This window comes from Micromonospora sp. NPDC006766 (assembly GCF_040636055.1).
Lineage (GTDB): Bacteria > Actinomycetota > Actinomycetes > Mycobacteriales > Micromonosporaceae > Micromonospora.
Genome location: NZ_JBEYIX010000007.1, coordinates 1 through 13,058 on the forward strand (window position 1 = coordinate 1; position 13,058 = coordinate 13,058).

The following is a 13,058-nucleotide window of genomic DNA, read 5'->3' on the forward strand; positions in this document are numbered from 1 at the left end:
TAACAAGGGGCCCCCCTCCTTGTTAACGCCGGGCGTTAACAAGGGGCCCCTCCTTGCACTTAACGGCCCTGGTTGGCGACCGCGGCGGCGGCCTCCTTGGCGGCTTCCGGGTCGAGGTACGTCCCGCCGAGGGTCTGCGGCCGCAGGTCGCGATCGAGGTCGTAACGCAGCGGGATGCCGGTCGGGATGTTCAGCTTGGCGATCGCCTCGTCGGAGATCTGGTCGAGGTGCTTGACCAGAGCGCGCAGCGAGTTGCCGTGCGCTGCCACCAGCACCGTCCGGCCGGCCAGGATGTCCGGCACGATCGAGTCGTACCAGTAGGGCAGCATCCGCTCGACGACGTCCTTGAGGCACTCGGTACGCGGCATCAGCTCGGTCGGCAGCAGCGCGTACCGGGGGTCACCGACCTGGGACCACTCGTCGTTGTCGTCGATCGGCGGCGGTGGCGTGTCGTACGACCGGCGCCAGAGCATGAACTGCTCCTCGCCGTACTCCTCCAGGGTCTGCTTCTTGTTCTTGCCCTGGAGCGCGCCGTAGTGCCGCTCGTTGAGCCGCCACGACCGGCGCACCGCGATCCAGTGCCGGTCGGCGGCGTCGAGCGCCAACTCGGCGGTACGGATCGCCCGGCGCAGCACGCTCGTGTGCACCACGTCCGGCAACAGGTTGTGCTCGCGGAGCAGCTCACCACCGCGCCGCGCCTCGCTCTCTCCCTTGGCGGTCAGGTCGACGTCGACCCAGCCGGTGAAGAGGTTCTTGGCGTTCCAGTCGCTCTCGCCGTGCCGCAGCAGGACCAGCGTCCCGACGGTAGGCCCCTCGCTCGCAGTCATGCCGATCATCCTGCCGTACCCGACGGTCGGACACGCGGGGACCGGTGGTGACGACCACCACGTGGAAAACCTGCTGACCGGCGTTCCGGAACGGGACTAGGTTGTAAGGCGCTATAAAGACATTGGTCATTACCGAACGGGGGCGTCGGGATGCGGACGGTACGGGGCTGGCTCCGGGACACCACGGGTGGGCTACCGAAAGCCTTCTGGTACCTCTGGACCGGCACCCTGATCAACCGGCTCGGCTCGTTCGTCCTGGTCTTCCTGGCCATCTATCTCACCCAGGCCCGCGGCTTCTCGGCCTCGCAGGCCGGCCTGGTGATCGGAATGTGGGGCGTCGGCGGCGCGATCGGCACCACGATCGGCGGCACCCTGACCGACCGGTGGGGACGGCGGCCCACCCTGCTCACCGCGCATCTCGGCGCGGCCACCATGATGGTCGCGCTCGGCCTGGCCCGGCCGCTCTGGGCGGTCGCGCTGGGCGCCCTGCTGCTGGGCGGGTTCGCGGAGATGGCCCGACCGGCGTTCGGTGCCATGATCATCGACGTGGTGCCGGAAAAGGACCGGCTGCGCGCCTTCACGCTGAACTACTGGGCGATCAACCTCGGCTTCGCCTGCGCCGCGGTGCTCGCCGGCGCCGCCGCCCAGGCCGGCTACCTGCTGCTCTTCCTGGTCGACGCGGCGACCACCCTGGTCACCGCGCTGGTCATCTTCACTCGCGTCCGGGAGACCCGGTCGACCGGCCCAGCCGTCAAGGGCACCGCTCCCGCCGGCACCCTGCGGATCATCCTGCGCGACCGGGTCTTCCTGGGCTTCGTGGCGCTCAACCTGTTCGGCGCACTGGTCTTCCTGCAGCACATCTCCATGCTGCCGATCGCGATGGGCGACGCCGGCCTGAGCCCCGCCACGTACGGCTCGGTGATCGCGCTCAACGGGGTGCTGATCGTGGTCGGGCAACTCTTCGTACCCCGCCTGATCAAGGGCCGGAGCCGGTCGCACGTGCTGGCCCTCGCCGCGCTGGTGATGGGCGCCGGCTTCGGGCTGACCGCGTTCGCCGGCGCGGCCTGGTTCTACGGGCTGACCGTGCTGATCTGGACGGTCGGCGAGATGCTCAATTCGCCGTCCAACGCCACCCTCATCGCCGAACTCTCTCCCGCCGCGCTCCGTGGCCGCTATCAGGGCGTCTTCTCGCTCTCGTGGCAGTTGGCCGGGGCAGCCGCCCCGATCCTCGGCGGCCTGGTCCGGGAGCACGCCGGCAACACCGCACTCTGGCTCGGCTGCGCCGCGATCGGCGGCGCGATGGCGGTCGCGCACCTGATCTCCGGCCCGGCTCGGGAGCGGCGCGCCGCCCAGCTCCGAGCCCCTGCGACGCCGGTCCGGCCGGTCACCGTGGCCCGCACGCCGGCCCCGCGGGTGGCCGAGCCCGCCGGCACCGCCTCCTAGCGGTACGCCCTGCCCGGGGTTGATCGACTCGGGGTACGGCAACATGTGGCATCGTCCGATGGTTTTGACCCCGACATGCCGCACACCGACCGACGCGGCGGACCTTCAGGAGGACCGGGTGCACGGCCTGCGGCGCTGGTGGGACGACACAGCCGGCGGGCTGCCCGCCACCTTCTGGTACCTCTGGTCCGGGCTGCTGATCAACCGGGCCGGCGCCTTCGCGATGCTGTTCCTCTCGCTCTACCTGACCGCCGCACGCGGTGCCTCCGCCTCCCTCGCCGGCCTGGTGGTCGGGGCGTACGGGGCGGGCGGGGCGGTCGGAACGCTGCTCGGTGGGGTGCTGGCCGACCGGTGGGGCCGGCGGGCGACCCTGCTCGCCGCGCACCTCGGCGCGGCCGGGCTGATGGCGGGGCTGGCGGCCAGCCGGCACCTGGCGGTGATCGCCGCGCTGGCCGCGCTGGTCGGGGTGGTGCACTCGATGCCCAGTCCGGCGTTCGTCGCGGCGATCGTCGACGTGGTGCCCGAGGCGCGCCGCTCGCGCGCCTTCAACCTCCAGTTCTGGGCCTTCAACCTCGGCATGGCGGTGGCGTCGCTGCTGGCCGGCGTGCTGGCCGAGGCCAGCTTCGTCGCGCTCTTCCTGGTCGACGCCGCGGCGACCCTGGCCGCCGCGGCCGTCATCGCGCTGAAGGTTCCGGAGACGCTTCCCCACGCCGCCCGGGCGTCCGCCACCGGCGCCACCCCCATCGGCCCGGGTCGGCCCGGCCGGTTCCGGCGGCCCGGTCTGCACACCGCGCTGACCGACCGCACGTTCCTCGTCTTCGTCGGGCTGACCTTCCTGCTGGCCGTGCTGACCATGCAGACCTCGACGATCATGCCGCTGGCGATGCGGGCGGACGGCCTGCGTCCCTCGGCGTACGGGCTGGTGGTGGCGCTCGGCGGCGCATTGATCGTGGCCGGGCAGCTCTTCGTGCCACGGCTGATCGAGCCGTACCGCAAGTCGCGCGTCCTCGCGGTCTCCACCGGGCTGATGGCGCTCGGCTTCGGCATCCTGACCGTCGCCGACCACCTGCCGCTCTATCTCGGCGCAGCGGTGGTCTGGACGGTCGGCCAGATGCTCGCCGCACCACCGAACGCGCAGATCAACGCGGACCTGGCGCCGCCGGAACTACGGGCCCGCTACCAGTCGGTCTTCTACCTCACCTTCCCGGCGGCGTCCTTCGTGGCACCGGCGTTGGGCGGGCTGAGCCTCCAGCACCTGGGCGACCGGCACTGGCTCGTCGTCGGCGGGCTGGGTGTGGTCGCGGCGGTCGGTCACCTGCTCACAGGGCCGTCTCGGGAACGCCGGGTCGCCGCCCTACGAGCGTCGCGACAGGAAGCGGAACCGGTACGCGGCTGAGCGGATACGCCGAGCGCCCACCCCGACCCCCGTCGTGATGGGCGCTCCGTACACCCGGCGGCGGCGGGCGACACTCACCCCCGTAAGCGTCGCCCGCTCGCGCCGCCGGTTCCTCGGATGGCACCGTCCCCCAACGGTGTGCCCCATCCGATCCCTCGCGCCTCGCTTGCGCGGATCTGATCGATCCGCCGCTCCCCCGAACGATTACAAGCGGGGCGCGGTGCAATAAAGTTAGTTCGCCCGGATTCTGGATTCAACTCGGGCCGCTGTCTTGCCCGTCACAGCCCCGGGCCGGAAATCCGCCGTCCGGCTTCCGGGCATCTCCGGTGGCCAACAGCGTTTTCCCGCCGGCCATTCCCCTAAACCTCAGGCGTCCTCCCGGTCGGGTGACTCCGTTCGGAAGAAGTTGCTCTGCCGGCCGTCCCGGAGCTGCTCCTGGTAGATCAGGTTCAGCCGCCGTGAGTCAAACGTCCGGAACCAGTCCTCCCAGCTGATCTCCCGAATCCGGCTGCTCTCCCGCCACCCCGGGATGTTGAACGTCAACACCCCGGGCCGTCCCTCGCGCTCAGTGCCGGCGATGGTGGCCGGCCTGGCACCCCGGGCCCGTGCCCAGCGCTGAATCACGTCGTGGTTGGCAGTCACCAGGCTCCGACCAGGGCGTTCCGGACGATCCTCAAGCGAGGTGATCTGCTGGGACGACCGCACCGAGCGGGCCGAGGTACGGCCGGTCCGGACCGGCGTCGCCACCGTCCTCCTCGCGGATGCCACCCGCCCACCCACGCCGGCTGCCGCCGCCGTACCGCGCGGCGCCGCCCGCTTCGCGGGGGCCGCCTTCGTCGCGGCGAGCGCCCTCTTGGCCACGGCCTTCGCCGCAGGCGCCTTCTTCGCCGCAGGCGCCTTCTTCGCCACAGGCGCCTTCTTCGCCACAGGCGCCTTCTTCGCCGCAGGCGCCTTCTTCGCCGCAGACACCGTCTTCGCCCGCGCACCGGTGGCCTTCGCGGCGGGTGCCGCCTTGCCCGCGGCCTTCTTCGCCGGGGCCTTCTGGGCGACCGCCTTCTTCGTGGCGGCGCGACCGGCCGGCCCGGTTGCCTTACGTGCCGCGCCGCCGCCACGGCTCTCCGCGCGAAGGGTCTTCGTCAGCGTCTTCACCAGCTCCGGCTTGCGCAGTGCGGAGATACCGGTGACCCCGCGCCGGCGGAGCTGGCTACGGAGGTCGTCGACCCGCATCCGGGAGATCTCGGATTCGGAGACGCCCGGCGTGCCCGGGGTCCGGTTGCCGGTTTGCGGTCTGGTCCTCGTCGCAGTCGTGCCGCGACCTGAGCTGCTGCGCTGAGCCATGGGACACGCTCCTCGACAGTCCGTCCTCGGCCCGCGGTGGGTCCCAACATGCCGCACCGCGCGGTGCGGCATACCCGTCAGGACGGGTCCGAACCGCCGGAGCCCGACGCAGTGCCGGTCGACGGCGCGAATAGGTGGGCAAAGGCGGCCAGGTTGGCCGTCGACTCTCCGCGCTTGACCCGCCACTCCCACTCCCGCCGGATGGCGGTGCCGAAGCCGATCTCCAGCATGCGGTCGAAGGACTCGTCGGCGTAGGTCAGCACGGCGCCGAGGAGGCGATCCAACTCGGCCTCGTCCACTCCGGCCAGGTTGACCCGTCCGGTCAGGTAGACGTCGCCGACGGTGTCGATGGAGAAGGACACGGCGTACATCCGGGCGTTGCGCTGGAGCAGCCAGGCCCAGAGTTCCTCGCGGCGCTCGTCCGGCTGGCGCATCACGAACGCCTCGATCCGCAACGCATGCTCGCCGACGATCAGGTTGCAGATCGTCTTGAGCTTGTGCGTCCCCGGCAGGGTGACCGCGTACGACGCCTCGCCGGTGGACTCCCACGCCAGCTCACGCTCGGCGCAGAACGCCTCGATCAGCGCGGCGACCTCACTCCTGCGGCTCATCGCACCCACTCTACGGCTGCCGGCCCGACCGGCCCCCGGCGCGACAGGTCACCCCGACCCGCCCCGGCGACAGGTCACCAGGAGCAGGACAGGGCGGAATCGGCGGCGAGCCGGTCGCGGTGCTCGGCGATCGCCTCGCCGTAGACGGTGAGCAGCCCGGAGACGGTGCGGTGCCAGGAGAAGTTGCGGGCGTGCTGCTCCGCACCCCGGGCCAGGCTGGCTCGGCGCAGCCGGTCAGGCAGCAACCGGGCCAGCGTACGGGCCCAGTCGACCGGGTCGTGGCCGTCGATGAGCACACCGCTGATCCCGTCGCGTACGGCGGTGACCAGGCCACCCACGGCGGCGGCGACGACGGGCGTGCCGCACGCCTGGGCCTCCAGCGCGACCAGCCCGAACGACTCGTTGTAGGACGGCACCGCGACCAGGTCGGCGGCCCGGTAGAGGGCGGGCAGGTCCTCGCCGGTCTGCGGCGGCAGGAAGCGCACCCGGTCGGCGACGCCGAGCGAGCCGGCCAGCTCGATCAGGGCGGTGGGACGGTCGAGGCCGCTGCCGCTGGGGCCGCCGCAGATCACCACGGTCAGCTCGTCGGCCAGCGCGGGATCCCCCTCGCGCAGCGCGGCCACCGCCCGGATCAGCACGTCCGGGGCCTTGAGCGGCTGGATCCGGCCGACGAAGGCCACCACGTACCCCCGGGTGGGCAGCCCGAGCCGGCGGCGGGCGGCACGCACGGCGGACTCGCGGTCGCCCGGCGCCGGACGGAACCGGTCCAGGTCGACGCCGGGTTCCACCACGGCCACCCGGGCGGGGTCGGCGTCGTACCGGCCGATCAGGTCACGGGCCTCGACGCGAGTGTTGGCGACCAGCCGCTCGGCCTCGGCGACCACCTGCTCCTCGCCGATGACCCGGGCCTTCGGCTCGGGCCGGTCCCCGGCGGCGAGCTGGGCGTTCTTGACCTTCGCGAGAGTGTGCGCGGTGTGCACCAGCGGCACGCCCCAGCGCTCCTTGGCCAGCCAGCCGACCTGACCGGACAGCCAGTAGTGCGAGTGGATCAGGTCGTAGTGGCCCGGCGGGCGGGCCGCCTCGGCGCGCAGCACGCCGGCGGTGAAGGCGCAGAGCTGGCCGGGCAGTTCCTCCTTGGTCAGCCCTTCGAGGGGGCCGGCGGTGACGTGCCGGACGTGCACGCCGGGCGCCATCTCGACCTCCGGCGGCAGGTCGCCGGAGGTGGCCCGGGTGAAGATTTCCACCTCGACGTCGGCTTCGGCCAGCCGCCGGGCGACCTCCAGGATGTAGACGTTCATACCGCCCGCGTCGCCCGTGCCGGGCTGGTGCAGCGGCGAGGTGTGCACCGAGACGGTGGCGATTCGGCGCGGCCGTGGCCACGGCAGGGCACCCCGCTGACGACCGACACCGGTGTGCATTTCCGCCACGTCCGCTCCCTCTGTCACGGTTGCTGCCGTCCCGCACGACCGGCGCTTCTCGGACAACCTCCGCGCCGGATGCCATCTTCCCGATCGGGGTTCGAAAATGCGTACCGGCCGGTCCGGGGCGTGACGGACCTCATCGCGGCGCTGGCGCGGGGGCGGGGGAGAATGACCGGATGACCTCCGTCGCCATCGTCACCGGGGCGTCCAGCGGAATCGGTGCGGCCACCGCCCGCCGGCTGGCCGCCGAGGGTTTCCACGTGCTCGCCGCCGCCCGGCGTACCGACCGGCTGGCCGGCCTGGTGGCCGAGATCGAGGCCGCCGGCGGCACGGCCACCGCGGTGGGATGCGACGTCACCTCCGACGAGTCGGTCGCCGGCCTGGCGACGGCGGTTGCCGCCGCGCCCGGCCCGGTCACCCTGCTGGTCAACAACGCCGGCGGGGCGCGCGGCCTGGACCCGGTCGAGTCCGGTGACGTCGGTGACTGGCAGTGGATGTACGACGTGAACGTGCTCGGCACGCTCCGGGTCACCAAGGCGGTGCTGCCCGCGCTGGAGGCGTCCGGCGCCGGCACCATCGTGATCGTCAGCTCCACCGCCGGCCACGTCGTCTACGAGGGCGGGGGTGGTTACACCGCCGCCAAGCACGCGCAGACCGCGATCGCCGGCACGCTCCGGCTGGAGCTCTGCGGCCGGCCGGTCCGGGTGATCGAGGTCGACCCCGGGATGGTGCAGACCGAGGAGTTCGGCCTGGTCCGTTTCGACGGCGACGCGGAACGGGCCGCGGCGGTCTACGCGGGGGTGGCCGAGCCGCTGGTCGCCGACGACGTCGCCGATTGCATCGCCTGGTGCGCCACCCGCCCGCACCACGTGAACGTCGACCAGCTGGTGGTTCGCCCGCTGGCCCAGGCCGCCCAGCACAAGGTGCACCGGGCGAGCTGAGGTGAAGCCGCAGGGCGTCGTCACCCGGGGGACGACGAATCCCAACCGGCTCCGGCGGGTGGACAACTGGATCGTCGAGACCTGCGGCGACGCGCTGCGCACGGCGGCCGACCCGCTGGTCGTCGACCTGGGCTACGGTGCCACCCCGGTGACCGCCGTAGAGCTGCGGGCCCGCCTCGCGGCCGGGGTCCGCGCGGACGTCCGGGTGGTCGGCCTGGAGATCGATCCGGTACGCGTGGCCGCCGCCCAGCCCGCCGCCGCTCCGCCCGGGTTGACCTTCGCCCGGGGTGGTTTCGAACTGGCCGGGCTCCGACCCGCCCTGGTCCGGGCGTTCAACGTGCTGCGACAGTACGACGAGGGCGAGGTGGCCGGCGCTTGGCGTACGGTCACCGGCCGGCTGGCTCCGGGCGGGCTGTTGGTCGAGGGGACCTGCGACGAGCTGGGCCGGCTCGGTAGCTGGGTGCTGCTCGACGCGGGCGGCCCGCGCACGCTGACCCTGGCCGCGAAGCTGACCACCCTGGAGCGGCCGGCTCAGCTGGCCGAGCGGCTGCCGAAGGCGCTGATCCACCGCAACGTCCCGGGCGAGCGGATCCACGACCTGATCGGTGCCCTGGACGACGCCTGGCAGGCCGCCGCCGGCTACGCACCCTTCGGCCCCCGCCAGCGCTGGCTACACGCGGTCCAAGCCGTCCGCGCAGCAGGCTGGCCCATAGCTGCCAACCCCCGCCACTGGCGCCAGGGCACCCTAACCCTCCCCTACCCCGCAGTAGCCCCCACCTGACCCCACCCGTCCACGCGGGCGAAGGCTCGGGTCAGATGGTGCAGTTGATGAGGACGGGTTCGGGGTGGAGGGTTACGGCGAAGCGGTCCTCGACGGCGTCGCGGATCTGCCGGGCCAGGGCTATCAAAGCCGCCGTGGGGGCGGTGCCGCTGCGGTTGGTGAGGGCGAGGGTGTGCTTGCTGGAGATGGCCACCCCGTCCGGGCCCACATGCCCCTTGCCGAAGCCCGCCTTGTCGATCAGCCAGGCGGCGCTGACCTTGACCACGTCTCCGGCGCCCAGCCAGGAGGGCGGCTCGCCCAGGTCGGCGGCGCGCTCCCGGAGCAACTCGTACGCCTCGCGCTCCAGCACTGGATTGGTGAAGAACGAACCCACCGACCAGGTGTCCGGGTCGGCCGGGTCGAGCACCATGCCCTTGCCGGCGCGCAGCCGCAGCACGGTGGCCCGGGCGTCGACCAGCGGCACCCGGTCGCCCACCTCGACGCCGAGCGCCCGGGCTAGCTCGGCGTAGCGCACCGGGGTCGACAGCGGGGAGCGGGCCAGCCGGAAATCGACCGAGAGCACCACCCAGCGGTCGCTGTACTTGAAGATGCTGCCCCGGTACGCGAACCCGCAGTCAGCCGCAGCGAGCCGCACGATCTCGCCGTGGGTACGGTCGTACGCCTCGACGGCCATGATCGTCTCGGCCACCTCCTGGCCGTACGCGCCGACGTTCTGGATCGGTGTGGCACCGGCCGAGCCGGGCACGCCGGAGAGGCACTCCAGCCCCGACCAGCCCCGCTCGATCGTGGCGGCGACCAGGTCGTCCCAGCGCTCGCCGGCCTCGACCCGCACGGTGACCGTGTCGGGGTCCTCGGCGACCACCCGGAACCCCCGGGAACGGATCAGGACGACCGTGCCGGGAAAGCCCTGGTCGCCGATCACCACGTTGCTACCGCCAGCCAGGATGAGAACCCCTTCATCCCGCGCTTCCGCTTCCTGTACTTTTTGTACGATTTCTTCGGCGTTGGTGGCCGTCTCGAGCCGGGCGGCGGGGCCACCGAGGCGGAGCGTGGTGTAGCGGGCCAGGGTGGCCGGACCGGCCTGGAAGGCTTCGGTCGTCGGTTCGGCGTAGACGTCTGACACGCCTTTCACCCTAGGCTGAGGGGTAGCCGCGGCACTCACTGGTGGCCCGGTCACCCCCGGGAGGATTGCGATGGGCAGACTGCACGTCACGAAGGACTTCTGGATCGGCGCGCTGCGGACCGAGGGCCCCGCCTTCGCCGCCGCAGTGTCGGAGGCACCCCCGGAGACACCCGTGCTCTCCTGTCCCGGCTGGACGGTCTCCAACCTCACCCACCATCTCGCCAGGGCCTACGTCTGGACCCGCACGGTCCTGGCCGCCGGGACGACCAGCCGGCCGGAGCGACACGACCCCGAGCCACCGGCCGGCCTGACCCCGGTCGAGTGGTACCGCCGGGAGTACGACCAACTCGTGGCGGCCTTCGAAGCGGTGGACCCGGAAGCGCCGGCCTGGAACTTCGCCCCACAGCCGAAGAAGGCCGGTTTCTGGCCGCGTCGGATGGCGCTGGAAACCGCGGTGCACCGCTGGGACGCCCAGCTCGCGATCGGTGCCGGCGAGCCGGTCGAGGCCAAGCTCGCGGCCGACGGGGTGAGCGAGGCCCTCGACACCTGGCTGCCGGCCGGGAGGCGGATCCACTCCGGCCAGTGGCACGGCGTGGTGCAGTTGACCGCGACCGATGCCGCCCAGGAGTGGTACCTGCGGCTGCGCGGCGAGGGGGTGGCTCTGCTGGACACCGCGACCATCCTCGACCACGACGACCACCGGGCCCGGGCACAGGTCACCGGGACCGCCAGCGACCTGCTGCTGTCCCTGATGGGCCGGATCAGCTTCGACGCCCTCGGCGTGGCCGGCGACCGCCAACTCCTCGACGGCCTGCGGGTGGGGTAAGGAGGGGCCCCCTGTTAACGCCTCGCGTGGTACAGGGGCCCCTTATTAACACGTCGCCGGACGGGCGGGTCAGCAACTAGGGTCGGCTGATGATCAACACCCTGATCCGCCCCGCCCGTCCCGAGGACGCGCCCGCCGTCGTGGCGCTCCGCGCGGTTGTCCACCCGTACCTGGTACGCGGGGTCGAGTCGACCCGCCGCATGATCGCCGAGCCCCCGCCAGGGGAGGACTGGACCGCCTGGGTGGCCGAACTCGACGGGCAGGTGGTCGGCTGGGCGTCGGCGTACCGGAACAGCCAGACCTCGGAGCCGGGCATGGGGGAGGTCTCCACCCTGCAGGTGCACCCGGCGCACCGGGGCCGGGGGGTCGGCACCGCGCTCCTGGACGCCGCGCTCGGCCACCTGCGCGGCATCGGCGCTCGGCGGGTGCTCACCTGGGCCCAGCCCGGGTCCCTGCCGTTCGCCCGCCAGCACGGGTTCACGCCCAGCCGGGAGATGCGCTATTCCGCGCTCGACCTACGGCCCACCCCGTCGATGCCGGAGCTGCCGCCGGGCGTACGGCTGCTGCCGGCCGCCGAGGTGGACCCGCGCCAGATCCACCGGGTGGACGCCGAGTCGTCGCTGGACGAACCGGGCGACGTCCCGACGGACGCCATGGGCTACGACATCTGGTGTTACGAGGTCTGGCACAACCTGGGGCTGGACCGGAACGCCAGCACGGTGGCCGAGGTGGACGGCACGCCGGTGGCGGTCAGCCTGGTCATCAGGGACGGCGACCGGATGTGGTCGGGATACACCGGCACCGTGCCGGCGCATCGCGGGCGCGGGCTGGCCCGACTGGCGAAGCAGGCCGCGCTGCACCGGGCCGCCGAGTCGGGGGTACGAATCGCGTACACCTCGAACGACGAGGCGAACGCGCCGATGCTGGCGGTCAACGCCCGGCTCGGCTACCGGCCGGTGGCCGCCCAGTGGTCCTGCCTGCGCGAGCTCAACTGAGCCCAGCCGCGACCCGCTCGGCGACCGCGTACGTGTCTGCGCCGAAGAGGACCAGCCGGGCCTCGGTGACGTGCCTCGGGATGGCCGCGTTCAACGCCGTCAGCGCCTGGCGTACCGCGTCCTCGATCGGCCAGCCGTAGACGCCGGCGGAGATCAGCGGGAAGGCGACGCTCGTGGCGGCCAGCACGTCAGCGACCTGGAGGCTCTTGGCGTAGCAGTCGCGCAGCAGCACCGACCGGTCCTCGCGCGCGGAGAAGACCGGGCCGACGGTGTGCACCACCCAGCGGGCCGGCAGGTTGCCGCCGGTGGTGGCCACCGCCTGGCCGGTCGGCAGGCCATCCGGATAGCGGGAGGCGCGCAACGCCCGACACTCCTCGAGGATGGCCGGTCCGCCCTTGCGGTGGATCGCGCCGTCCACTCCCCCGCCGCCGAGCAGCGAAGAGTTGGCGGCGTTGACGATCGCATCGACGCGCTGGGCGGTGATGTCCCCTTCGACCAGCGTGAGCTCCACGTCAGATCTCCTCGACGGGCTGGCCGAGCGACCGGCGGGCCAGCAGGGTTGCCCCGGCGACGGCGGCCGGCATGACCAGCACCGCGCCGAGTGGGATCAGGAAACAGACGAAGACGGCCACCCCGAAGCCGAGGGTGGTCGGCCGGTCGACCCGCAGTAGCGCCCGGCGTTCCGCCAACCCCATGCCGCGCCGGTAGAAGGGCGCACCGACCAGCTCCACGGCGAGGAACCAGCCGCCCACCGCCGCACCGATCACCGGGACGACCGTCTGCCCGACCACCGGGATGAAGCCGGCCGCGAAGAGGGGTACGCCGAGCAGCGCGGAAACGGCCACCAGCCGCAGCGAGTCGGCGAGGCTGCGTCGCAGCGAGGCCCAGAACGGCACCTCCACCGCGCCCGGGGTGCCGCCGAGCCGGTCCTCGACCCGCTCGGAGATCGCCTCGTAGAACGGGTCGCCGATGACCAGGGTGACCGCGGTGAAGGTGAGCACCCCGAGCAGCCCACCCAGCCCCAGGAGCGCCAGCCCGGCGATCGCCCGGACCAGGCCCCGCCAGGTCGCCGGCCAGTCGTCGGCGAACGGGGTGACCAGCGCGGCAAGGTCGTCCACGACGTACGCGAGGGCGACGAAGGCGCCGACGAAGAGGGCGCCGGAGATCAGCGCCGGCACGACGCCGAGCAGCATCAGGCCGGGGCTGCGCACGTAGAGACCGATTCCGCGCAGGAGCAGCCCGGCACCGGAGAAGAACCGACCGACCGCCCCGGTCACCGGACGCGCGATGCTGGTCACGTCCACGACTGAGCAGCCTAGTACGACCGGGGCCTACCCGCCTCCGACGGGCGGTGAC

The 13,058-nt window shown here is 72.6% G+C and carries 13 protein-coding genes; 6 read left to right on the top strand and 7 right to left on the bottom strand.

Going from position 1 to position 13,058, the window contains the following annotated elements; all coding sequences use genetic code 11:
• Positions 1 to 59: 59 nt before the first annotated feature.
• Positions 60 to 827: a phosphoglyceromutase gene (locus ABZ671_RS10180; RefSeq protein ID WP_357854371.1), complete on the bottom strand. Its 768-nt coding sequence runs from the start codon at positions 825 to 827 to the stop codon at positions 60 to 62.
• Positions 828 to 977: 150 nt separating this feature from the next.
• Here ABZ671_RS10180 and ABZ671_RS10185 point away from each other — a divergent pair, with 150 nt between their 5' ends.
• Complete coding sequence (locus ABZ671_RS10185) at positions 978 to 2,270, top strand: MFS transporter (RefSeq protein ID WP_357854373.1); 1,293 nt, start codon at positions 978 to 980, stop codon at positions 2,268 to 2,270.
• Between the two features lie 118 nt (positions 2,271 to 2,388).
• A complete protein-coding gene (locus ABZ671_RS10190) occupies positions 2,389 to 3,666 on the top strand; it encodes an MFS transporter (protein WP_357854849.1) in 1,278 nt (425 codons plus the stop codon).
• 366 nt (positions 3,667 to 4,032) lie between these two features.
• Here ABZ671_RS10190 and ABZ671_RS10195 read toward each other — a convergent pair whose 3' ends face one another.
• From ABZ671_RS10195 to mshA, 3 genes are all read right to left on the bottom strand, one after another.
• Positions 4,033 to 4,893, bottom strand: a complete 861-nt coding sequence (locus ABZ671_RS10195; protein ID WP_357854376.1) for a hypothetical protein — start codon at positions 4,891 to 4,893, stop codon at positions 4,033 to 4,035.
• Between the two features lie 188 nt (positions 4,894 to 5,081).
• The gene (locus ABZ671_RS10200; protein WP_357854379.1) at positions 5,082 to 5,615 is read right to left on the bottom strand and encodes a YbjN domain-containing protein; all 534 of its coding nucleotides are present in this window, start codon (positions 5,613 to 5,615) and stop codon (positions 5,082 to 5,084) included.
• 74 nt (positions 5,616 to 5,689) lie between these two features.
• Complete coding sequence (gene mshA / locus ABZ671_RS10205) at positions 5,690 to 7,042, bottom strand: D-inositol-3-phosphate glycosyltransferase (protein WP_357854381.1); 1,353 nt, start codon at positions 7,040 to 7,042, stop codon at positions 5,690 to 5,692.
• Between the two features lie 170 nt (positions 7,043 to 7,212).
• Here mshA and ABZ671_RS10210 point away from each other — a divergent pair, with 170 nt between their 5' ends.
• Both ABZ671_RS10210 and ABZ671_RS10215 read left to right on the top strand, forming a co-directional pair.
• Positions 7,213 to 7,977 (top strand): SDR family oxidoreductase, encoded by a 765-nt coding sequence (locus tag ABZ671_RS10210; RefSeq protein WP_357854384.1) that lies wholly within the window; start codon positions 7,213 to 7,215, stop codon positions 7,975 to 7,977.
• A gap of 1 nt (position 7,978) precedes the next feature.
• Entirely contained in the window at positions 7,979 to 8,758 is a 780-nt protein-coding gene (locus ABZ671_RS10215; protein WP_357854387.1) for a class I SAM-dependent methyltransferase, read from the top strand.
• A 31-nt stretch (positions 8,759 to 8,789) separates the two neighbouring features.
• Here the strand turns inward: ABZ671_RS10215 and ABZ671_RS10220 are convergent, their stop codons facing one another.
• Complete coding sequence (locus ABZ671_RS10220; RefSeq protein ID WP_357854390.1) at positions 8,790 to 9,881, bottom strand: UDP-N-acetylmuramate dehydrogenase; 1,092 nt, start codon at positions 9,879 to 9,881, stop codon at positions 8,790 to 8,792.
• Between the two features lie 70 nt (positions 9,882 to 9,951).
• On the opposite strand from ABZ671_RS10220, the gene ABZ671_RS10225 reads away from it, so the two are divergent.
• Positions 9,952 to 10,707, top strand: coding sequence for a maleylpyruvate isomerase family mycothiol-dependent enzyme (locus ABZ671_RS10225; protein WP_357854393.1), 756 nt, complete (start codon positions 9,952 to 9,954; stop codon positions 10,705 to 10,707).
• An 89-nt stretch (positions 10,708 to 10,796) separates the two neighbouring features.
• Complete coding sequence (locus ABZ671_RS10230) at positions 10,797 to 11,702, top strand: GNAT family N-acetyltransferase (protein WP_357854396.1); 906 nt, start codon at positions 10,797 to 10,799, stop codon at positions 11,700 to 11,702.
• Here the strand turns inward: ABZ671_RS10230 and ABZ671_RS10235 are convergent.
• Complete coding sequence (locus ABZ671_RS10235) at positions 11,695 to 12,213, bottom strand: O-acetyl-ADP-ribose deacetylase (protein WP_357854399.1); 519 nt, start codon at positions 12,211 to 12,213, stop codon at positions 11,695 to 11,697. The two genes, ABZ671_RS10230 and ABZ671_RS10235, sit on opposite strands and share 8 nt — an antisense overlap.
• A 1-nt stretch (position 12,214) precedes the next feature.
• Positions 12,215 to 13,006, bottom strand: coding sequence for an EI24 domain-containing protein (locus tag ABZ671_RS10240; RefSeq protein WP_357854402.1), 792 nt, complete (start codon positions 13,004 to 13,006; stop codon positions 12,215 to 12,217).
• Between the last annotated feature and the right edge of the window lie 52 nt (positions 13,007 to 13,058).